Raw genomic sequence first — 20,611 nt, forward strand, 5'->3', positions numbered from 1 at the left:
GGTCATTCGCGGGTGCCGGCGCACAGCACCTCGGCGCAGGCGACGACTTCGCCGTCGACCTTGGCCACGCAGTCGTACACAGCCATGTTGCGGATCACACGCTTGATCTCCACGTGCATTTCCAGCACGTCGCCCGGCACCACCTGCTTGGTGAAGCGGGCCTTGTCGACCTTGACCATGTAGAACAGCTTGGACTGCGCATCACGGCCCAGGGTCAGCTGGGTCAGCACGCCACCGGCCTGGGCCATGGCTTCGATGATCAGCACGCCAGGCATGATCGGCTGGCCCGGGAAGTGACCCTGGAAGAACGGTTCGTTGATGCTGACGTTCTTGGTCGCGATGATCGTGCGCTTCTCGTAGTCGATCGCGACGACCTTGTCCACCAGCAGGAACGGGTAGCGATGCGGCAGCAGCGTCTGGATCTGCGCCATGTCCGGCAGGGTCTGGGGCTGGCTCATTCTTTCTCCTTGCTCACAGACAGGATGCGACGGGCCAGTGCATCAAGCTGCTTGAAGCGCGCGGCGTTTTTGCGCCACGTGCGGTTGTCGGTCAAAGGGGTACCGGAGGAATACTCGCCCGGCTCGGTGATGGAGTTGCGGACCACCGATTTGCCGGTGATCACGACCTTGTCGCAGATTTCGAGGTGACCGACCACGCCTACGGCGCCACCAAGCAGGCAGTAACGGCCGATCTTGGCGCTGCCGGCGATGCCGGTGCAGCCGGCAATGGCCGAGTGCGCGCCGATCTGCACGTTGTGCGCGATCTGCACCAGGTTGTCCAGGCGCACGTCTTCAGCCAGCACGGTGTCTTCCAGCGCACCGCGATCGACGCAGGTGTTGGCGCCGATCTCGCAATCGTCGCCGATGCGCACGCCGCCGAGCTGGGGCACCTTGATCCACTTGCCGGCGTCCATGGCCAGGCCGAAGCCATCGGCGCCGAGTACGGCGCCGGGATGGATGCGCACGCGCTTGCCGAGCTTGACGCGGGTGACCAGGGTGACGCGTGCGATCAGCTCGCAGCCGCTGTCCAGGGTGCAGTCTTCGCCGATGATGCTGCCGGCGCCGACGATGCAGCTCTCGCCGACGACGCTGCGCGCACCGATGGTGACGAACGGGCCGATGTGGGCGCTGGCGGCGATCTGTGCCAGCGGGTCGATGACCGCGCTGGGGTGGATGCCGGGTGCTCGGGTCGGGGCGATGTCGAACAGCGCGCCGATCTTGGCGAAGGTGGTGTAGGGGTCCTTGGCAACCAGCGCGGTGCCGGGTGCCGCGTCGGCATCCTCGGCGCGCAGTACCACGATGCCGGCGTGGCTGTCGGCCAGCTGGGCGCGGTAGCGCGGATTGGCGAGGAAGGTCAGCTGGCCGGCACCGGCATGGGCGAGGGTGGCCACGCCATGGATGGCGGTGCTTGGGTCGCCATGGACCTGCAGGCCGAACTGATCGGCGAGTTGCTGGGCGGTGTAGGTAGGAGTATTCACGGCGGGAGTTTAACGTGTGATGCCATTTCGGTCATGCGGGAGGTGGTGCAGCCAACGGCAGGGCCCCTCGCGGCTGGCAGAGTCAGGCCCATGGGCTGGGTCGGACGGGTAGGGCCAGCGGGGGACGGCGCAAGTACATCCATGTAGCCTTGGTCGCCGCATCCATGCGGCTCACACCCCCGCAGGCCCTACGCGTCCGCCCTCCGACGGTGTGGCGCGCGTGCCAACCACGGAAAGACGGAAAAGGATCAAAAGCCGAGCGGCGCCTCCGGCATCTGGGCTAAATGAAAACGCCGGGCAATGCCCGGCGATTCGTAACCCGTCTGGTGGAGAGCCCCCCTTTGTTAAGGGGGGCGCGCCAATGGCGCGGGGGATAGGAGGGATGCGCGTGCAGTTCTGATGAACCGCAGGGCGGTTCGTCAGAACTGCCCACCGAACGTAAACTGCAGGCGCTCGATTTCGTCGCCGTCCTTCTTCTTCAGCGGGAACGCGTAGCTGATCGAGATCGGGCCGACCGGGGCGCGCCACAGCAGGGCCACACCGGTGGACACGCGCAGCTCGTTGGCCTTGAAGTTGTCGGTGCCGTTGTAGACGTTGCCGAAGTCGACGAAGGCCGATACGCGGGCCGACGGGCTGTCGAACAGACGCGGGAAGTACGCTTCGACCGAGCCGACGGTCTTCAGCGAGCCACCCAGCGGCTGGCCGTTCGGGTAGCCACGGGTCACCTCACGCGGGCCCAGGGTGTTGTCCTCGAAGCCACGCACCGAGTTGGTACCGCCGGCGTAGAAGTTCTCGTAGAACGGCAGGCCCGATGCAGTGACGGTACGGGTGGTGCCATCGCCGTTGTCGATCACGCGGGTCTTGTCGTTGCCGTAGGCATCACCGTAGCCGATTTCGGCGCGGGTGTTGATCACCAGCGAGGGGATGATCGGCCAGTACTTGCTGATCTGGTAGTTCAGCTTGTAGTACTCGATGGTCGAGCCCGGCAGGGTGGTTTCCAGGCCTACGCGCTGGTAGGTACCGCGGGTCGGCATGAAGTAGTCGTTGCGCGAATCGCGGGCCCAGCCCAGCTCGGTGCGCCACGCATGGAAGGTGCGGCTGCCGACGGCATCGATGTAGTCGATGATCGACTGCGGGGTCGAGCCGGCGTACGTGGTGATCTGGTTGCTGTCGATGCCGAACATCAGCGAGACGGTATCGGTCTCGGTGATCGGCACGCCGAACACCACCTGCGCCGAACCATTGGTGCTGTTGTACTGGGCGGTGTTGAAGTCGGAGTAGTCCAGCTCGCGCCAGGACAGGTTGTAGCCCAGCGACACGCCTTCATCGGTGAAGTACGGGTTGGTGTAGCTGAAGCCGTAGCGCTGCAGGTAGCTGCTGCGCGAAGCCTCGACCGACACGCGGTTGCCGCCGCCCAGGAAGTTGTTCTGCGACAGCTGCACCGACGTGGTCATGCCGTAGGACTGCGAATAGCCCAGGCCGAACACGAAGCTGCCCGAGGTGGTTTCCTTGACGTTGTAGACGACGTCGACCTGGTCGTTGCTGCCACTGACGGCCGGGGTTTCCACCTCGACGCCTTCGAAGTAGCCCAGGCGCTGCAGGCGGATCTTGGAGCGGTCGATCGCGGCCTGCGAATACCAGCTGTTCTCGAACTGGCGCATTTCGCGACGCATCACTTCGTCGGAGGTGCGGGTATTGCCCTTGAAGATGATCCGGCGCACGGTCACGCGCGGACCCGGCACGACCTGCATGTTGACTGCAACGGTCTGCTCGGCGCGGTTGGTGGTCGGAATCGGGTTCACCTTGGCGAAGGCGTAGCCGATGTTGGACAGCGAGTTGGTGATCGCGTCGGAGCTGAATTCCAGCAGCGCACGCGAGAACGTGTCGCCGGACTTCTGCACGACCATGCGCTCGACGTCTTCCTGCGGCAGGATCGTATCGCCGCTGACCTTGATCTCGGAAATCTTGTACTGGTCACCTTCGGTCACGCCGGCGGTGATGAACATGTCGCGCTTGTCGGGGCTGATCGAGACCTGGGTCGAATCGATGCTGAAGTCGACGTAGCCGCGGTCCAGGTACCAGGAGTTGAGCTTTTCCAGGTCACCGGACAGCTTTTCCTTGGAGTACTGGTCATCACGGCGGTACCACGACGCCCAGTTGTGCTCCTTGGATTCCCAGTATTCCAGGATGTCCTTGCTGTCGAACTTCTCGGTACCGACCACGTTGACATGGCGGATCTTGGCCGCCTTGCCTTCCTTGATCGCGATGGCGATGTCCACGCGGTTGCGGTCCAGCGGGCTGACGGTCGGGGTGATGTCCACGGTGTACTTGCCGCGATCGTTGTACTGGCGGCGAAGCTCCTGGGTCACGCGGTCCAGGCTGAGGCGGTCGAAGGTGCCGCCTTCGGTCAGGCCGATGTCGGACAGGCCCTTGAGCAGCTGATCGGACTTGATGTCCTTGTTGCCGGTGACGGTCAGCTTGTTGATCGCCGGACGTTCCTTGACGGTCACCACCAGGATGCTGCCCTGGCGGTCCAGCTGCACGTCTTCAAAGAAGCCGGTCTTGTACAGGGCGCGGATGGTCTCGCCGACCTTGCTGTCGGTGACGGTCTCGCCACGCTCGACCGGCAGGTAGGTGAACACCGTGCCCGAGCTGATGCGCTGCAGGCCGTCGACGCGGATGTCGCTGACAGTGAAGGGCTCGGCTGCCTGGGCAAGGCCGGGGGCGCCGGTGACGGCGGCGAGGGCGAGGGCCAGCAGGCGGCGATTGGGGAGTCGCGTCATGTCACGTCCGGTAGGAAGGTCGATTTCATTGGTGCGGGATGCCGACGCAGTAGACGGCAAAAACGTGGAAAAGTTCATCGCGGGACCAGGCCGAGGATGTCGTTGTAGAACGCCAATCCCATCAGCCCGGCCAGCAGCGCCAGGCCGATGTATTGGCCGGCGGCGACGGCACGCTCGCTCAGCGGGCTGCCCTTGACCAACTCGATAAGGTAATACAGCAGGTGCCCGCCGTCCAAGATGGGGATGGGCAGCAGGTTGATGATGCACAGGCTCAGCGACAGCAGGGCAAGAAACTGAATGAACCAGTCCACGCCGCGTTTGGCCGAGATATTGGCGACCCGGGCGATGGTGACCGGGCCGGAAACGTTCTGCAGCGATGCTTTGCCGGTAACGATGCGGCCCATCATGGCCAGTGAATCGGCGGCCATCCGACCGGTTTCACGGACCGCCACCGTCACCGACTGCAGCGGGCCGAACTTGAGCAGGGTGTCGTAGGCCGGCGTGTAGGTCTGCGCGAAGCCTGCGCCGATCTGCCAGGTGGGCTGGCCCTTGCCGTCCTTGCCCTGGCGCGGGGTGATCTCCAGCGCCAGGCGTTCGCCACCGCGCAGTACCTCGACCATCGCCGGGCCGCCACGGCGGCCCAGGGTGCCGACCTCGCTGATGGCCTGCTCGACGCTGTCGATGCGCTGGCCGTCGATGGCTACGATCAGGTCGCCGCGCTGCAGGTGGCCTTCGGCGGCCGACCCCTTCACGATGTTGTCCACCAGCGGCGGCTGCAGCCAGGCACGCCAGTACACACCGGCCAGCACCGGAACCCGTCGCTCATCGAAACCGGCTGGCAGCTGCGACAGCGGCAAGGTGCGCGCGCGCACCTGGTCGGCAGGGTCGAGCACTTCCAGGGTGACATCACGGCGGTCCATGGCCGCAGCGGTAAGGGCCATGCTGGCCTCACCGAGGGTGATGACATCGCGGCCGTCCACGCGCAGCAGGCGATCGCCGCTGCCGAGCCCGGCGGTGGCGGCCATGCCGGTGGCGCGTCCGACGGTGGCGGAATAATCCTGCTTGCCGATCACGAACATCGCCCACAGCAGCAGGATGCACAGCAGCAGGTTGGCGATCGGTCCGGCCGCGACAATGGCGATGCGCTGCCAGACGGTCTTGTGGTTGAAGGCCTGGCCGCGCTCGTGCGGATGGACCTCGACCTCGCGTTCGTCAAGGAACTTCACGTAGCCGCCCAATGGAATGGCGGCGATGGCGAATTCCGTGCCGTGGCGATCGCGACGTGACCACAGCGGGCGGCCGAAGCCGACCGAGAAGCGCAGCACCTTGACGCCGCACAGGCGGCCGACCCAGTAATGCCCGAACTCGTGGAAGGTGACCAGCAGCCCGAGGCTCACGATCATCCACCAGACCGATCCGATGAAGTCAGTCATGCAGGCTCACATTGGCGGACAGGGGCGGCGGCGTCATACGGGAATGGGCGTCGGTTCAGGCGGCGTCGATGGCGTTCAGGGTGAGCTGGCGGGCCCGCTGGTCGGCGGACAACAGAACCTCCAGTGTATCGGCTGGTTCGGTCGGCAGTGTTGAAAGAGCGTTAGCAACCAGTGCCGGAATGCTCAGGAAACCGATCCGGCCCTGAAGAAACGCTGAAACCGCCTCTTCATTGGCGGCGTTCAGCACCGCCGGTGCGGTTCCGCCGGCACGCATCGCCTGCCACGCCAGGGCCAGGCAGGGGAAGGCATCGGTGTCGGGCGCCTCGAAATCCAACCGGCCCTGCGCCAGCAGGTCCAGCCCGGCGACGCCCGATTCGATCCGGTGGGGCCAGCCCAGGCCCACCGCCAGGGTGGTGCGCATGTCCGGCAGGCCCATCTGCGCGAGAGTGGAGCCATCGACGAACTCCACCAGCGAATGCACCAGGCTCTGCGGGTGCACCAGCACTTCGATGCGCTCGCCCGGGATGCCGAACAGGTGGTGGGCCTCGATCACTTCCAGGCCTTTGTTCATCAACGTCGCCGAATCAACCGAGATCTTCGGCCCCATCGACCACTTCGGGTGGGCAACGGCCTGTGCCGGGGTGACCTGCTCCAGCGCGGCGCGGCTGCGCCCGCGGAACGGACCGCCGGATGCGGTGAGCAGGATCCGGCGTACACCGGCGCCGGCCAGGCTGGCATCGCGTGAACGCAGGCACTGGAAGATCGCGCTGTGTTCGCTGTCGATCGGAATGATTTCGGCGCCGGCACGTTCAGCGGTGCGGGTCAGCAGTTCGCCGGCCAGCACCAGCGATTCCTTGTTGGCCAGCAGGATGCGTTTGCCAGCCGCAGCGGCGGCCAGGGTCGAGGACAGGCCGGCGGCCCCCACGATCGCGGCAACGACGGTGTCGCAGGCATCGCTGGCGGCCAGCTGATCCAGCGCGGCATGACCGGCATGGGCCTGGGTGGCCAGACCGGCAGCACGCAGGCCATCGCGCAGTTCGCCGTACAGGGTTTCATCGGCGATCACCGCATGCGCCGGCCGGTGCTGCCGGCACAGGGCGAGCAGCGCCTGGACCTGGCGGCCCGCGGCGAGCACGGTGGCCTGGTAGCGCAGCGGATGACGGGCGATCACGTCAAGCGTGGAGGCACCAATCGAGCCGGTGGCGCCGAACACGGCGACCCGGCGCAGGTCTGCAGCAGCATCCATGGTCAGAACCCGAAGATTTCCTTGCCCAGTGCGAACACCGGGATGGCGGCCAGCACGCCGTCGACGCGGTCAAGCACGCCGCCGTGGCCGGGGATCAGATGGCCCGAGTCCTTGGCGCCGGCATGGCGCTTGATCAGGCTCTCGAACAGATCGCCCAGCACCGAGGCGAACACAGCCACCACGGCAGTGATCAGCAGGCCGGGCAGGTGCGCGGCATCGATGCCGGCCAACCAGCCCAGGCCCACGGCCACTGCAACGCCCACCACCAGGCCGCCGACCAGGCCTTCCCAGGTCTTGTTCGGGCTGATGCGCGGCGCCAGCTTGTGCTTGCCGAACCGGCGGCCGGCGAAGTACGCGCCCGAATCGGCGGCCCAGACCAGCGCCAGTGCGGCCAGCAACCACAGGTGGCCCTGCTGGCCGGGCGGATCACCGCCGGCATGGATCAGTACCAGCGCGGCCCAGGCCGGGACGATCGCCAGGCTGCCGGCCAGCATCTTCACGATGCGCGCCGGTGCGGAAGGTTGTGCGCCGAAATTGAAGAAACGCAGCCAGACCAGCGCCGCCAGCCACCAGGCGACACCCACCAGGGTGGTGATCTGGAACAGCACCAGGGTGCTGCCATCGGCCCACACCAGCAGCACCATCAGCAGCAGGTTCAGCACCAGCAGCACGGTACGCGCGAGGGTGTCTTCAATGCCGGACAGTTTCAGCCATTCCCACAGGCCGATCAGCAGCACGGCGGCGGCGGCGGCGGCCAGCCATTGCGTGGGCAGCAGCAGGATCGCGGCGATGGCGACCGGCGCCATGATCAGCGCGGCGAGAACTCGGGTCTTGGTCATGGGCTGGACGTCTCGGTGGCCAGGGCGGCGATCTGGGCGCTGGTCAGGCCGAAGCGGCGCTCACGGCTGGCAAAGGCGTCCAGCGCCTGCTGCAGCTGCGCGGCGTCGAAGTCCGGCCACAATGCTTCGGTGAACCACAGTTCGGTATAGGCCAGTTGCCACAGCAGGAAGTTGCTGATGCGGGTATCGCCACCGGTGCGGATGAACAGGTCCGGTGGCGGCAGATCGGCAAGAGCCATCTGTCGCCCCAGCAGGGATTCGTCGATCTGCTCGGGCAGCAGGCGACCGGCAGCCACTTCAACGGCCAGCGCGCGCGCGGCGCGGGCGATGTCCTGGCGGCCACCATAGCTGGCAGCGATCGACAGGGTCAGTGTGCTGTTGTCAGCGGTGCGCTGTTCGGCCAGCTGCATGCGGCTGACCAGGGCGGCGCCGAAGCGCTCACGCTCGCCGATGAAACGCACGCGCACGCCGCGCCGATGCAGCTCGTCCACTTCGCGATCAAGCGCGCCGAGGAACAGCTTCATCAAGGCATCGACTTCGTCCTGCGGGCGGCCCCAGTTCTCGCTTGAAAACGCGAACAGGGTCAGCGCCGGAATGCCCAGCTCGAGGCAGCGCTCGATGGTGCGGTTGACCGCGCGCGCACCGGCGCGATGGCCGATCACGCGTGGGCGGCGGCGCTGCTGTGCCCAGCGCCCGTTGCCATCCATGATGATGGCAACATGGCGCGGCAGGACAGCCGGCAGGGGAGGCGGGGCTGAAGGCATCGACTTCAGACCGACATCAGTTCCTTTTCCTTGTCGGCAACGACTTTGTCGACATCCTTGATGTTGGCGTCGGTCAATTTCTGGATATCGTCTTCGCCGCGCTTCTTGTCGTCTTCGCTGATCGCCTTGTCCTTCAACAGCTTGGCGACTTCCTTGTTGGCGTCCTGGCGGATGTTGCGGATGGCGATCTTGGCGCCTTCGCCTTCCTTCTGCACCTGCTTGGCCAGTTCCTTGCGGCGCTCTTCGGTCGGCGGCGGCAGGTTGACGCGGATCGAGGTGCCGATGGTGTTCGGGGTCAGCTCGATGTTGTACAGGCCTTTCTCGATCTCCTTGATCATGCTCTTGTCGAAGGGCGTGACCAGCAGGGAGTGGGCGTCGGGATTGGAAATGGACGCGACCTGGTTCAGCGGGGTGCTGGCATTGCCGTAGGCATTGACCGTAACGCGGTCCAGCAGTGCCGGTGTTGCACGGCCGGTGCGGATCGAGGTGAGGGTGTGCTTGAGAGCGTCGATGCTCTTGGCCATGCGCGTCTGCGCGTTGTTCTTGATGTCGGTGAGCATCGCCCGGGTCCTGGATGTAACTGGAATCGGGCGATTATAGGCGAATACGGGACGCCGCCGGGCCTGAATCGGCCCGGAGGTGGCCTCGCGCTCAGGCTCAGGCCGGGTCGCGGCCCTGGACGAGGGTGCCGATGTTCTCGCCGTGCAGGATCTTCAGCAGCTCGCCCGGCTGGCCCATGTCGAACACGCGCATCGGCAGGTCGCTGTCGCGGGCCAGCGCGAAAGCGGCGGTATCCATCACTTCCAGGCCGCGGCGGATCACTTCGTCATAGCTCAGGCTGTCGAAGCGGACGGCGTCGCTGTACTTGTTCGGATCCTTGTCGTACACGCCATCGACCTTGGTTGCCTTCAGCAGCAGGTCGGCACCGATCTCGATCGCGCGCAGGGCGGCACCGGAGTCGGTGGTGAAGAACGGGCTGCCGACACCGGCGGCGAAGATCACCAGGCGGCCCTTTTCCAGGTGGCGGATGGCGCGGCGGCGGATGTAGTCCTCGCACACGTCGTTGATCTTGATCGCGCTCATCACGCGGGCCTTGGCGCCCACTTTTTCCAGCGCATCCTGCATGGCCAGCGCATTGATGACCGTGGCCAGCATGCCCATCTGGTCGCCGGTGACGCGGTCCATGCCGCCTGCGGCCAGGCCGGCGCCGCGGAAGATGTTGCCGCCGCCGATGACCAGCGCGACTTCGGCGCCGGCCTGCTGGGCCTCGACCACTTCACGGGCCAGACGATTGATGATCTTGGGGTCGATGCCGTAGTCCTCATCTCCCATCAGCGCCTCCCCGGAAAGTTTCAACAGGATGCGGCGATAGGCGAGCTTGGACATAGGGACCTCGGGTGCGTGGAAATCGCGGGCGATTCTACGCGCAAGCGGCGCGTGGCCAAAGCGTTTTGTGCACTGCGGCGCAGAATCCCGGCGTCCCCCGTTCATCCGGGGGCAGTGTTTCAGCCCAGTTCCGCACCGGCGGTGGCAGACAGCTCATCATGCCCCAACTCGCCCGGCGAGCGTGCGATGACGCGGTTGCGGCCCAGGTTCTTGGAGCGGTACAGCACATCATCGGCGGCGCGCAGCAGGTCCTGCACCCCGGCAAAACGCTCGTAACCGCCCTGGGTGGCCACGCCGGCCGAGAAGGTGATGAACAGCGGGCCGCCCTCCAGTTCAGCCATGGGCGTGGCAACGATGTTGGCCAGTACCCGGCGGATCACGTCCAGTGCCACCGATTCGCTGGTGTTGGGCAGCAGCGCGACGAACTCCTCGCCGCCAAAACGGGCCACGGTGTCGCTGTTGCGCAGTTGTCCCTGCAGCTTGCCGGCGAAGACGCGCAGCACCTCGTCACCGGTCAGGTGGCCGTGGGCATCGTTGATCTTCTTGAAATCATCCAGGTCGATGAATGCCACCGAGAGCGGCCAGCCGTGGCGACCGGCGCGCAGGAACTCCTGCTCCAGTACGGCCTCCAGCTGGCGCCGGTTGAGCACGCCGGTGAGTGCGTCGCGATGGGCCTGGTCGGCCAGGCGCTTGGCCCGCGCCTCGAATTCATCGGCACGGCGCCGGGCCTGGTCGGCATCCTGCAGCTCGCGCAGGTTGCGCAGGGTGGCCAGTTCCTGGGCATGGTCGATCAGTTCGCGGACACGCGCTGGCGAGTTCAGGCCGTTCTCGAACAGGCTGGCGATGTCCGGCAACGCCTCGCTGATACGGACCAGGACCTGGTCGAAGCGGGCGCTGTCCAGCTGCAGGCGCTCGTGCACTTGCTGCAGGGCGTGTTCGCGGGCAGCATCTGCGTCGCTGTCCAGCCAGATGTCGGCGACCGCACCGGACAGCTGTACGCAGGCCTGGAAGGGGGTCTCGGCCGCGCCTTCGTCTTCGCTGTGGCGGATGCTCTCCACCAGGTAGCGCGGCAGGCCCCATTCCTCGGCCACCCAGGCGCCGACATCGGCGTGGCTGCAGCCCAGCTCCTGGCGCTCGCGCGCGATCAGATCCGGGTTGTCACGCGCTTCGCGCAGCAGCGGCAGGTATCGCTCGGATTCGGCCTGGGCAAGGCACAGCACGCCCATGTCCTGCAGCAGCCCGGCCAGCATCAGCTCTTCCAGCCTGCGCAGGCCGCGGGCCTGTCCCAGCTGGCTGGCGGCCAGTGCGCTCAGGATGCTGCGCTTCCAGGCGCGTTGGCGCAGGTCGTGGTCGGCGCCGCCGTTGCCGGTCAGCCCCTGGGTGACCGTGAAACCGAGCGCGAGGCTGATCGTGGCATTCAGCCCGAGCATGGTCAGCGCCTGGCCGAGGTTCTCGATGCGGCGCCGGCTGGCGTACAGCGGCGAATTGGCGATGCGCAGCATGCGTGCACTCAACGCCATGTCGATGGCGATGATGTCCGCAGCAGTTGCGATGTCCGCTTCCGGGTCCTGGGCCAGTTCGATGATGCGCAAGGCAATACCGGGCGGCGAGGGAAGGTTGCGGCAGAGCGCCAGGGCAGCTGTCAGCTCGGGAGGCATGTCGGGTCGTTCAATTCCATTAGGACAAGAATACCTAGGAATGCATCACAGTCTGCGACTTTCGTTCCTGTTATGTGACTGCAGATTCCCTGTGCCGAGTATCGGCTTGAATCGCACACAACGCAAAGGTGCCGGTGTGCGCAGCAACGGTGCGCACCCAGCGGTGGGGCATGGGTTCACCCCTTGGCCCATGCATAAAAAAAGAGCCGCGGTTTCCCGCGGCTCCTTCTGGTCGCATCACAGCCGGAAGGCTGGAATCAGACCTGCATCGCCTTGGCAACTTCGGCGGCGTAGTCTTCCACCACCTTCTCGATGCCTTCGCCGACAACCAGCAGCTGGAAGCCAGCCACGTCGCCGCCGGCGGCCTTGACCACCTGCTCGACGGTCTTGTCGCCGTCCAGCACGTAGCTCTGGCCGTACAGGGTCACTTCGCTGACGATCTTGTTGATCTTGCCGCTGATGATCTTTTCCAGGATTTCCTGCGGCTTGGACTTGTCCTTCTCGGACATCTTGGCCAGCTCGATTTCCTTTTCCTTCTCCACGAACTCGGCCGGCACATCGGCCGCCTTGTTGTGCGGCGGCTTCAGCGCGGCCACGTGCATGGCCAGGCCGCGGGCCAGTTCGGCGTCGCCACCGATCAGGTCCACCAGCACGCCAACCTTGCCGTTGGTGTGGACGTAGGAGCCGATGTTGCCAGCGGTTTCCAGCTTGACCAGGCGACGGATGAGGATGTTCTCGCCCAGCTTCTGGATGGCGGTGGCGCGGGCTTCTTCGACGGTTTCGCCGGTGGCCAGCTTGGCGCTCTTCAGCACTTCCACGTCGGCGGCGCCCGATGCCAGGGCAGCGGCGGCAACGGCGTCGACGAAGTTCTTGAAGTTGATGTCGTTGGCGACGAAGTCGGTTTCCGAGTTGATCTCGACCAGCACGGCCTTGCCGCCGTCCTGGGCCAGGCCCAGACGGCCTTCGGCGGCCACGCGGTCAGCCTTCTTGTCGGCCTTGGCAGCGCCGGACTTGCGCAGCGCTTCAGCGGCGGCGTCGATGTTGCCGCCAGCCTCGGTGAGCGCCTTCTTGCATTCCATCATGCCGGCGCCAGTGCGCTCGCGCAGTTCCTTGACCAGGGAAGCAGTGATTTCCACGGGATTACCTCACGAAAGAAAGGGGTTGGGCCGGCATGGTGGCCGGCCCGTGTGACAGTGTGCTGTCGTCGCGCCATCGGCAGCGGACAGCAATGGTGGGCGCGTGGCGCCCACCAGGGCCTGGATCAGGCCTGGGCTTCGCCCTTGTCGGCAGCAGCCTTCTTGGCCGGAGCGCGGCGAGCCGGCTTGCCTTCTTCGGCAGCGGCGTCGGCGAACTCTTCTTCACGGACGGTGGCAGCGTGCGGAGCAGCAGCCTTGCCTTCCAGCACGGCATCAGCAGCGGCGCGCGAGTACAGCTGCACGGCACGGATGGCGTCGTCGTTGCCCGGGATCGCGTAATCCACCAGCTCCGGGTTGTAGTTGGTATCGACGACAGCGATCACCGGGATGCCGAGCTTCTTGGCTTCCTTGATGGCGATGTCTTCGTGGCCGATGTCGATCACGAAGATGGCGTCCGGCAGACGGTTCATGTCCTTGATGCCGCCCAGCGAAGCTTCCAGCTTGTCGCGCTCGCGACGCAGGCCCAGCACTTCGTGCTTGACCAGCTTCTCGAAGGAGCCGTCGGTTTCACCGGCTTCCAGTTCCTTCAGGCGGGCAACCGACTGCTTGACGGTACGGAAGTTGGTCAGGGTGCCGCCCAGCCAACGCTGGTTCATGAACGGCATGCCGCAACGCTCGGCTTCTTCCTTGATGGTTTCGCGGGCGCTGCGCTTGGTGCCCAGGAACAGGATGGTGCCGCGCTTCTGCGCAACCGACGAGATGAAGTTCATCGCATCGTTGAACAGCGGGACGGTCTTTTCCAGGTTGATGATGTGGATCTTGCCGCGGGCGCCGAAGATGTACGGAGCCATTTTCGGGTTCCAGTAGCGGGTCTGGTGGCCGAAGTGGACGCCGGCTTCCAGCATCTGACGCATGGTGACCTGGGGCATTGCAATACTCCTGATATGGAACCGGCGACTCCGCCCGCGGGGATAGGTATGCGGGACGCGTGGAAGCGCGGATGGTTCCGGGGTTGGGCTTCCCTGTTGCCTCCGTGGCCGAACTCCTTGCGGAGCACCCCGGCACGGATGGGGGCAGCAGGTGTGGATTCACCGGTGACGTCCGGTGTGGACGGTGCCCCGCGCACAGGGCGGCAGGACATCCCGCCGATTATAGCCCGGCGCCGGCGCTGGCCGCAAATGACCGGGGGGCGGCCTGCAGCTCGGTCTCGTCGGCATGGTTCAGGCGGGCCCTGAAACCCCCGCCGGCGTAGGCGTCGGCTCGCCACGGCAGGGCCCACTGGCGGGTGCGCCCTGGCAGCACGTAGCCGGCCAGGCCGTCGATCAGGCGCTGGCGCTGGCCGTGGGCGTCAACAAACACCAGGTCGGCCAGCTGGGCATGGCCGGCGCCGTCATTATGCAGCCACAGCTGCGCGGGCAAGCCGGGCGTGGTGCGCACCTGCACCTGCAGTGCCGCCGTCACCGCGATGGGCGGGTCGAGGAAAACCGGCAACGAGTAGCGGATCGCCAGCGCCGGTGGCAGGTCCTGCGCCGGGCTGATCACCAGCCGGTAGGCCCGCTGCGCACCGGCCGGGGGCGGGGCCAGGCTGACCAGCCGCAGCCGCTGCCGCTGACCGGCGGCGATTTCCAGCCGGGCCGGGCTCACGGCCATGTCGTCGGCGGGCAGCAGAAGTTCGCTCTGTTCCTGCTGCTCCCAGCGGTACAGCCGGGCCTGGCCGCTCCAGCCGGTGGCGTCGGTATTGCGCAGCCACAGTTCGCCGTCGGCGCGCGCAGCCGACAACCGCAGTTCGGTGCTGGACAGCTCCAGGCCGTAGCTGAGGCCCGGTACAGCCGACAGCGCCAGCCACAGCAGCAGGCGCAGCATCAATAGGTCACCGTCACCAGGGGCGCCGCCGCCTGCGCTGGTGGTGCGGGCGTCAGCGCCTGCACCTGCAGTGGCACCGGCGTGCGCGCGTCGCTGCGTTGCAGGGGCGCGGGCTGGGTGCGGGTATCGGTGATCCGCAGGGTGATGGTCAGGCTGTCCTGCGCCGGCAGGGCCGCAGGTTGTGCGGACACCACGCAGGGTGCCGCGCCGGCGAAGGCGAAGGCGAGAATGAAGCGCAGGTGCATCGCAGGAAAGGGAGGAAGGGACGCAGGCGGTATCGGCGCGTGCGCGGCGATCTGTAATCGGCGCCGTCAGATAGCGGCGGGCGTCAGTAGGTGATGGTGACCGTGACCGTGTCGGTATAGACGCCCGGCGGGGTGGAGGTCGCAGGCGTTGGCGCGACCCGCCCATAGATGGTCAGGTTCTGGGCCGAGCCGTTGCCTGTCCCGGCCACCGTGCTGGTGTTGAGCACGTTGCCCCAGCGCACTGTGCGGGCCGCGTTCTGGTACAGCTCATAGGGCACGGTCGCGCCGGTAGTGCCCACGCGCATGCGCCGGTTGCCGCTGCCATCGGCATTGCTGCCATTGTTCAGGCCGATCTGGAACGGGCTGCGGTTGACGCAGGTCAGGCTGAACACCGCCGTGCGGTCGATGTTGGCCAGGACCGTGCCGGTGCTGCTGCCGAAATCCATCGGTGCGGTTACATAGGTGCCGCAGGCTGGATTGACCGTGGCGTTGGCGATCACCGACATCGTCGCGGTGATCAGGCCCGAGTTGCCGGTGACGGTGGGGGAAGTCACGGTGCAGTTGGCCGGGTAGGGCGGCGTACCCAGCAAGGGTTCGTTGTAGGCGTACTGGAATGTCGCCGCCAGGGTGCTGGTGAAGGTGCCGGCCGACAGCACCTGGCTGGCGGGATAGCGGCCATAGAGGATGACCGTGCCCGACCCCGATCCACCGAGCACCGGCACCGCGTACTGCATCTGGTACATGGCCCAGGCCGGGCTGCTGGCAAGGCCGCTGCCGATCACGGTGGTGCGGTTGGCGTCGCTGTAGATCTGGTAGTTGAGGCGGTCGCCGAAGCTGTTGGCGAACGTGCGCGATGGCGTGATGGTGGTGCCGCCCGTTCCCGCCGGCAGGCCCACGCAGAAGGTGACGCGTGCATTGGCCAGCAGGGCGACGGCCCCGGTGGTGCAGGTGATGGTGAAGGAGGTGGTGGTATCGACCAGGCCGTTGGAGACCGTGCCGAAGGCCAGGGTGGGGCTGCTCAGCGAACAGCTGGTCGCGGCCTGCGCGGGCAGGGCCTGCAGGCCCAGCCACAGCGCCAGCAGCACACCCAGCAGGCGGATCATGGCTGCGGCTCCGCGATGCAGCGCACCGGCGGCAACCGACGCATGCCCGCTGCCGGCCGCTGCACCTGTGCGCGGCAGCGACCGAGCTCGCTGTCGATCAGCAGGGTTGCCGCCTGGGCGCTGAATTCCAGCCAGGCCTGGCCGTCGTGCCCGATCACGGTCGGTGCGATGCCCTGGCCCTGCACGCGTGCGCCCAGTGGCAGTGGTTTGCCATCGGTGTCTGTCAGCGTCAGCAATGCCCCATGCGATTGCCGCAGCGGGAACTCCACCCGCATGCCGGCGCTCTGGCGCGGGGTGGCAAGTGTTTCCACCTGTTCGGCGCGCAGGTCGGCGGGCAGGCCAAGGGTGTCGATGGTCAGTCGGTTGCGCTGCCACGACAGCAGGGGCGTGACCAGCAGCAGGCCCTTGTCATCGGTAACGCCGACCGGGCGGTTTTCCAGCAGCACCGGAACGCCGGGGCGGCCGGTGGACACCACCGCGAAGGCATCGGGGACCTCGCGTGCGGCGAACACGCTGCCGGCCATCCACACCAGGCTGCCACTGGCATTGCCGTAGGCGAAGGTCTGGCCGCTGTTGCGGGAAATGCCAGCGGAGTAGCGGCCGTGGGCGCCCAGTGCACCGATCTCGGCCAGGCCACCGCCATCATCGCGTGCCTGCAGACGCCAACCGGGGCCGCCGCGGCTGCCATCGCCGGGCACCGGGCGCATGATCTCGGCGCTGGCGTAGTGGCGCTCGCCGTTGCGCTGCGCCGACAGGCTGGCCTGGCGATCCTCGCCAAGGCGGGTACCCAGCGATAGATAGACGCTGCGGTTGCGACGCTGGTCGATGTCCTGGGTGGCCGACAGATAGGCATTCCAGCGACCGAACGTGCGCGACCAGAACAGGCTCAGGTAGCGGCTGCGGCTGAAGGGCAGCGCCTGCGGCGGCGCCGGTTGCGGCGCGTCCAGCAGCGGTTGCGGCTGGTCCAGGCGCAGGTAGCTGATGCTGAAAGAGCCCAGCTGCTGCAGGTCGACGCCGAAGGAGGCCTGCTCGCTCACCCGCGGTGGCACGTTGTCCTGCAGGCTGCCCAGGTCGCGGTAGTCGCCGCTGGTGCGGCGGCTGGCCAGATTGACGTTGAAGCGGCGGTTGTTCCAGTTGTAGCCCATGCCGTACTGGCGGCCATTGCGCTGGCCGTCGCGGCTTTCGCTCCAGTTGGCGCTGAGCACACCGGCCCGTCCCAGCAGCCAGGCGCCACCCAGCCCTGCGTTGACGATGCCGCCACCGCCTTCGGCATGGGCCTCTGCAGTGAAACGATTGTTGACGCCACGTCGCAGGGTGGCGCTGGCAACCGTGTCGGCGTCGTAGCGGAAGGAGTGGATGCCGTAGTCGCGCCGCAGCCGGCCGATGCCAGCCGACCAGTCCGACAGGCCGGCGGCCAGCAGCTGCTGGGTGCCGTAGAAGGAAAAATCCAGCGTCTGCATGCGGCCGAACGCATCTGTGACCACCACCTGTGCCGTGCCCGTGCCGTTGATGCCAGGCTGCGCCGCCAGCTGGAACGGGCCGACCGGCACCTGCCCGCTGTATTGACGCAGGCCGTCGATGTACAGCTCGACGTTGGAGGGGACCACCGCCTCGCCGAGGAAGGCCGGCGTCGGGGTCAGCACACGGTAGGGCTGCAGCCCGTAGTTGCGGCCGATCTGGATGCCGGCCATGCGCGCCGGCCGTGACCACTCCAGAAACCCGCTGTAGAAATCACCAACTGTCAGGGTCAGGGCCTGCTCTGGCAGGTCCAGGCGCCAGCTGGTATCCAGCCGCACCGATTCCTGCCGCCAGCCCTCGCCGGGCAACTGGTAGCTGCGCATCAGTGTGGTGTTGCGCAGGGTGCCGTTGCCGAAGCCGAACAGGCGCAGGTCGCTGTTGAGGCTGACGTTGCCCAGGCCGTCGCTGTGGCTTGCATAGACGTCGTAGTTGAGGGCCATGCCCGGCGATACCTGTGCCTCCGGAGCGGTCTCGCTGCCCCTGCCCAGCTGCGCCACCGGCAACTGCAGCTGCTGCAGCGGCACCTGCAGGTCGAGCACCTGCAGGCCGGCGTCGTAGTGCACGACCAGCTGCGCGATCTGATCCAGATAGACCGGTGCATCGCCCTGCACCGGAAAGCCGAGCTGGCGCAGGGTGGCAGCGGGGGCCTGCAGTCGCCCGGCCTGCTCATGGAACAGCAGCAGCCCGCGCGGGGCGTGGTTGAGGCTGGTGTCCAGGTACAGCGCCTGCGGTGCGGTCAACGGCGTGGGGGCCGGCAGGGAGACTTCAGCGGAGATGTCGGCGCCGGCCGCCGGCAGTCCGCGGCCGGCGCCATGCACGGAAACCGAAGCCAGTCCGGTGCAGCAGGCCAGCACGCAGGCCTCAGCGAGCCGGCGGCGTCGTGGGCAGGGGCGTAAGCTGCGACCCACCATTGATCCTCGCACTGAAGGTGCCGCCTGCCAGTTGTGCAGGGGCCTGCTGCAGGGCCCAGCGCATGGTCTGCCCGGGCAGCACATAGCCGACCAGGCCAGGCAGCAACGGCGTGCTGCGTTGGCCCAGCAGCACGGCCAGGTCGGCCACCTGCGCCTGTCCATTGCCGCTGTTGTGCACTTCCAGCATTGCCGGCCCGGCACCCTCCTGGATCAGCCGCGCCTGCAGCTGGGGAACGGGGGGCTTGCCCTCGGGCTGCACGAACACGGGGATGGAATAGCGCAGTACGAACTGCATGCCCTGGCGGGTGGGGTCATAGGCAGGGATCTCATCGACGATGACCCGGAACGCCTGCTGGGCGGCCGGGGCGCCGGCATCAACGCGGACCAGGCGGACCAGCTGGCGCTGGCCGGCAGCCAGTGACTGCATGGGCGGGCTCGGCAGCAGTGCATCGCTGGGTTCCAGCTGGTCACGCCCGTCGGCCTGCTGCCACCGGTAGATGCGCACCTGCACCTGCACCGGCTCGGTGCCGCTGTTGCTGATCCACAACGCCTCGGCGTTCTGGCCAGCGCGCAGCTCGAACTGGGTGGGAGAGACCTGCAGGCTGGCGGCCATGCAGAAGGCAGGCGACAGCGCGAGCACCATCAACGCCAGCTGTTGCAAGCGGCGTACGCGGGGCAGTGGCATCAGCACGCCCTCAATAGGTGATGGTGGCGGTGATGGTGTCCTGGTAGGAACCTGGGGCAGCGTTGTTGACGCTGGGGTTGGCCACCTGGCCATACACCTGGTAGACCTGGTTGGCGCCGGTGCCGGTGCCGGCAACGGTGTTGGTGCCGGTGCTGGCCCCCCACACGGTGTTGTGGCCAGAATCCTGGTAGAGCTGGTAGCCGACGAAGTTGTTGGCCGTCACCCCGGAGTCGGTGTTGCGCATGCGGCGGGTGGTCACATCGCCGGCGGTGCCGGGGTTGAGACCAGCATTGAGCGCGATCGTGTACGGGGTGGTCACGCTGCACTGGGCGGTCACCGTGCCCTGCGCATTCAGCGGGGTGACGGAGCTTGAATCAGCGTTGCCGAAGTTGACGTTGGTGGCCGCGGCCGCCGTGATGGTGCAGGCCTTGTTGATGGTCAGCAGCACGTTGAAGGTAACGGTATCGGCAGCAGCGGCGGGGCCGGCAACCAGCAGGGCCAGGACCACGGCCAAGGGCGGACGAACTGTGGATCTCATGGACAACCTCCCTGACCCGAAGGTCTGTTGAACAGAGCGAAGACGGCACATTCGGCGCCGCTTTGACGACAGTGACCCCAGCTTAGGCACCGCAAGTGTCTGTATTCCGTGAGAATCAGGGAATCGAAAGGGTGTGGGCCATCACGCTTTCACGTTCCTTGCCGGAGCCGTGCATGCCCTGGATCGCCAGTTGGCTGGCGTTCGTTCAGATTGCGGCCGGATCGGCGATAATGGGCGACATGAGCGTGAATCTGAAAACCCCGCAGGAAATCGAGATGATGCGCATCGCCGGCCGCCTGGCCAGCGAGGTGCTCGACATCGTCACCCCCCACGTCAAGCCCGGTGTCACGACCGAGGAACTGGACCGCATCTGCCACGACCATGTCGTGAACGTGCAGGGCGCCATTCCGGCCAACGTCGGCTACCGCGGCTTCCCGAAGACCGTGTGCACCTCGGTCAACAATGTCATCTGCCACGGCATTCCCAGCGAAGGGAAGGTCCTCAAGGATGGCGACATCATCAATATCGACGTCACCGTCATCAAGGACGGCTGGCACGGCGACACCAGCCGCATGTATTTCGTCGGCACCCCGTCGGTGATGGCGCGCCGCCTGGTGGAAGCCACCTACGAAGCGATGTGGCGCGGCATCCGCGCGGTACGTCCGGGTGCAACCCTGGGCGACGTCGGCCATGCCATCCAGAGCTACGCCGAAGGCGAGCGTTTCAGCGTGGTGCGCGAGTACTGCGGCCATGGCATCGGCAAGGTCTACCACGACGAACCGCAGGTGGTGCACTACGGCCGTCCCGGCCAGGGCCTGGTGCTGCAGCCGGGCATGACCTTCACCATCGAGCCGATGATCAACGAGGGCACCCGCTACAACAAGGTGCTGCCCGATGGCTGGACCGTGGTGACCAAGGACCGCAAGCTGTCGGCCCAATGGGAGCACATGATCGCGGTCACCGAGACCGGCGTGGATGTGCTGACGCTGTCGCCGGGCGAGTCGCAGGTCTCCTGACAATGCTGCC

At 66.6% G+C, this 20,611-nt stretch carries 19 protein-coding genes; 1 reads left to right on the forward strand and 18 read right to left on the reverse strand.

What is annotated here, in order from left to right; all coding sequences use genetic code 11:
* Positions 1–2: 2 nt before the first annotated feature.
* The 18 genes from fabZ to ACVOLJ_RS06655 form a co-directional block, all read right to left on the reverse strand.
* Entirely contained in the window at positions 3–458 is a 456-nt protein-coding gene (gene fabZ / locus ACVOLJ_RS06570) for a 3-hydroxyacyl-ACP dehydratase FabZ (RefSeq protein ID WP_475277918.1), read from the reverse strand.
* Complete coding sequence (gene lpxD / locus ACVOLJ_RS06575) at positions 455–1,477, reverse strand: UDP-3-O-(3-hydroxymyristoyl)glucosamine N-acyltransferase (protein WP_481563747.1); 1,023 nt, start codon at positions 1,475–1,477, stop codon at positions 455–457. Before lpxD ends, fabZ begins: the two co-directional genes overlap by 4 nt.
* Before the next feature lie 419 nt (positions 1,478–1,896).
* Positions 1,897–4,260, reverse strand: coding sequence for an outer membrane protein assembly factor BamA (bamA, locus tag ACVOLJ_RS06580; protein WP_475277920.1), 2,364 nt, complete (start codon positions 4,258–4,260; stop codon positions 1,897–1,899).
* Between the two features lie 74 nt (positions 4,261–4,334).
* On the reverse strand, positions 4,335–5,693 hold the full coding sequence (gene rseP / locus ACVOLJ_RS06585) for an RIP metalloprotease RseP (protein WP_475277921.1): 1,359 nt from the start codon (positions 5,691–5,693) through the stop codon (positions 4,335–4,337).
* Between the two features lie 55 nt (positions 5,694–5,748).
* The gene (locus ACVOLJ_RS06590; protein ID WP_475277922.1) at positions 5,749–6,939 is read right to left on the reverse strand and encodes a 1-deoxy-D-xylulose-5-phosphate reductoisomerase; all 1,191 of its coding nucleotides are present in this window, start codon (positions 6,937–6,939) and stop codon (positions 5,749–5,751) included.
* 2 nt (positions 6,940–6,941) lie between these two features.
* Positions 6,942–7,778 carry a phosphatidate cytidylyltransferase gene (locus ACVOLJ_RS06595; RefSeq protein WP_475277923.1) on the reverse strand — a complete coding sequence of 279 codons (837 nt, stop codon included), beginning with the start codon at positions 7,776–7,778 and terminating at the stop codon, positions 6,942–6,944.
* The gene (uppS, locus tag ACVOLJ_RS06600) at positions 7,775–8,542 is read right to left on the reverse strand and encodes a polyprenyl diphosphate synthase (protein WP_475277924.1); all 768 of its coding nucleotides are present in this window, start codon (positions 8,540–8,542) and stop codon (positions 7,775–7,777) included. Before uppS ends, ACVOLJ_RS06595 begins: the two co-directional genes overlap by 4 nt.
* A 5-nt stretch (positions 8,543–8,547) precedes the next feature.
* Complete coding sequence (gene frr / locus ACVOLJ_RS06605; RefSeq protein WP_475277925.1) at positions 8,548–9,102, reverse strand: ribosome recycling factor; 555 nt, start codon at positions 9,100–9,102, stop codon at positions 8,548–8,550.
* Positions 9,103–9,199: 97 nt separating this feature from the next.
* Complete coding sequence (pyrH, locus tag ACVOLJ_RS06610; protein WP_025877663.1) at positions 9,200–9,928, reverse strand: UMP kinase; 729 nt, start codon at positions 9,926–9,928, stop codon at positions 9,200–9,202.
* A 119-nt stretch (positions 9,929–10,047) separates the two neighbouring features.
* The gene (locus ACVOLJ_RS06615) at positions 10,048–11,586 is read right to left on the reverse strand and encodes a sensor domain-containing diguanylate cyclase (RefSeq protein WP_481563748.1); all 1,539 of its coding nucleotides are present in this window, start codon (positions 11,584–11,586) and stop codon (positions 10,048–10,050) included.
* A 257-nt stretch (positions 11,587–11,843) separates the two neighbouring features.
* Complete coding sequence (gene tsf / locus ACVOLJ_RS06620; protein ID WP_475277927.1) at positions 11,844–12,722, reverse strand: translation elongation factor Ts; 879 nt, start codon at positions 12,720–12,722, stop codon at positions 11,844–11,846.
* Positions 12,723–12,847: 125 nt separating this feature from the next.
* A complete protein-coding gene (gene rpsB / locus ACVOLJ_RS06625; RefSeq protein ID WP_475277928.1) occupies positions 12,848–13,651 on the reverse strand; it encodes a 30S ribosomal protein S2 in 804 nt (267 codons plus the stop codon).
* A gap of 220 nt (positions 13,652–13,871) precedes the next feature.
* Positions 13,872–14,585, reverse strand: coding sequence for a fimbrial biogenesis chaperone (locus tag ACVOLJ_RS06630; RefSeq protein WP_481563749.1), 714 nt, complete (start codon positions 14,583–14,585; stop codon positions 13,872–13,874).
* Complete coding sequence (locus ACVOLJ_RS06635) at positions 14,585–14,830, reverse strand: hypothetical protein (protein WP_481563750.1); 246 nt, start codon at positions 14,828–14,830, stop codon at positions 14,585–14,587. The genes ACVOLJ_RS06630 and ACVOLJ_RS06635 overlap by 1 nt, the downstream gene beginning before the upstream one ends.
* Before the next feature lie 83 nt (positions 14,831–14,913).
* Positions 14,914–15,933 carry a Csu type fimbrial protein gene (locus ACVOLJ_RS06640; RefSeq protein ID WP_481563751.1) on the reverse strand — a complete coding sequence of 340 codons (1,020 nt, stop codon included), beginning with the start codon at positions 15,931–15,933 and terminating at the stop codon, positions 14,914–14,916.
* Positions 15,930–18,362, reverse strand: a complete 2,433-nt coding sequence (locus ACVOLJ_RS06645) for a fimbria/pilus outer membrane usher protein (RefSeq protein ID WP_475277932.1) — start codon at positions 18,360–18,362, stop codon at positions 15,930–15,932. The genes ACVOLJ_RS06640 and ACVOLJ_RS06645 overlap by 4 nt, the downstream gene beginning before the upstream one ends.
* On the reverse strand, positions 18,313–19,047 hold the full coding sequence (locus tag ACVOLJ_RS06650) for a fimbrial biogenesis chaperone (protein ID WP_475277933.1): 735 nt from the start codon (positions 19,045–19,047) through the stop codon (positions 18,313–18,315). The genes ACVOLJ_RS06645 and ACVOLJ_RS06650 overlap by 50 nt, the downstream gene beginning before the upstream one ends.
* A 10-nt stretch (positions 19,048–19,057) precedes the next feature.
* Positions 19,058–19,585 carry a Csu type fimbrial protein gene (locus ACVOLJ_RS06655; RefSeq protein ID WP_475277934.1) on the reverse strand — a complete coding sequence of 176 codons (528 nt, stop codon included), beginning with the start codon at positions 19,583–19,585 and terminating at the stop codon, positions 19,058–19,060.
* Positions 19,586–19,758: 173 nt separating this feature from the next.
* Here ACVOLJ_RS06655 and map point away from each other — a divergent pair, with 173 nt between their 5' ends.
* Positions 19,759–20,601 (forward strand): type I methionyl aminopeptidase, encoded by an 843-nt coding sequence (gene map / locus ACVOLJ_RS06660; RefSeq protein ID WP_475277935.1) that lies wholly within the window; start codon positions 19,759–19,761, stop codon positions 20,599–20,601.
* Positions 20,602–20,611: the final 10 nt, after the last annotated feature.

The organism is Stenotrophomonas sp. STEN046 (assembly GCF_056759755.1).

Bases quoted from the DNA above. Each gene is read 5' to 3' on its own strand.
- fabZ (WP_475277918.1), bottom strand. From the start codon at position 458: ATGAGCCAGCCCCAGACCCTGCCGGACATGGCGCAGATCCAGACGCTG.
- bamA (WP_475277920.1), bottom strand. From the start codon at position 4,260: ATGACGCGACTCCCCAATCGCCGCCTGCTGGCCCTCGCCCTCGCCGCC.
- rseP (WP_475277921.1), bottom strand. From the start codon at position 5,693: ATGACTGACTTCATCGGATCGGTCTGGTGGATGATCGTGAGCCTCGGG.
- ACVOLJ_RS06590 (WP_475277922.1), bottom strand. From the start codon at position 6,939: ATGGATGCTGCTGCAGACCTGCGCCGGGTCGCCGTGTTCGGCGCCACC.
- ACVOLJ_RS06595 (WP_475277923.1), bottom strand. From the start codon at position 7,778: ATGACCAAGACCCGAGTTCTCGCCGCGCTGATCATGGCGCCGGTCGCC.
- uppS (WP_475277924.1), bottom strand. From the start codon at position 8,542: ATGCCTTCAGCCCCGCCTCCCCTGCCGGCTGTCCTGCCGCGCCATGTT.
- frr (WP_475277925.1), bottom strand. From the start codon at position 9,102: ATGCTCACCGACATCAAGAACAACGCGCAGACGCGCATGGCCAAGAGC.
- pyrH (WP_025877663.1), bottom strand. From the start codon at position 9,928: ATGTCCAAGCTCGCCTATCGCCGCATCCTGTTGAAACTTTCCGGGGAG.
- ACVOLJ_RS06615 (WP_481563748.1), bottom strand. From the start codon at position 11,586: ATGCCTCCCGAGCTGACAGCTGCCCTGGCGCTCTGCCGCAACCTTCCC.
- rpsB (WP_475277928.1), bottom strand. From the start codon at position 13,651: ATGCCCCAGGTCACCATGCGTCAGATGCTGGAAGCCGGCGTCCACTTC.
- ACVOLJ_RS06630 (WP_481563749.1), bottom strand. From the start codon at position 14,585: ATGCTGCGCCTGCTGCTGTGGCTGGCGCTGTCGGCTGTACCGGGCCTC.
- ACVOLJ_RS06635 (WP_481563750.1), bottom strand. From the start codon at position 14,830: ATGCACCTGCGCTTCATTCTCGCCTTCGCCTTCGCCGGCGCGGCACCC.
- ACVOLJ_RS06640 (WP_481563751.1), bottom strand. From the start codon at position 15,933: ATGATCCGCCTGCTGGGTGTGCTGCTGGCGCTGTGGCTGGGCCTGCAG.
- ACVOLJ_RS06645 (WP_475277932.1), bottom strand. From the start codon at position 18,362: ATGGTGGGTCGCAGCTTACGCCCCTGCCCACGACGCCGCCGGCTCGCT.
- ACVOLJ_RS06650 (WP_475277933.1), bottom strand. From the start codon at position 19,047: ATGCCACTGCCCCGCGTACGCCGCTTGCAACAGCTGGCGTTGATGGTG.
- ACVOLJ_RS06655 (WP_475277934.1), bottom strand. From the start codon at position 19,585: ATGAGATCCACAGTTCGTCCGCCCTTGGCCGTGGTCCTGGCCCTGCTG.
- map (WP_475277935.1), top strand. From the start codon at position 19,759: ATGCCCTGGATCGCCAGTTGGCTGGCGTTCGTTCAGATTGCGGCCGGA.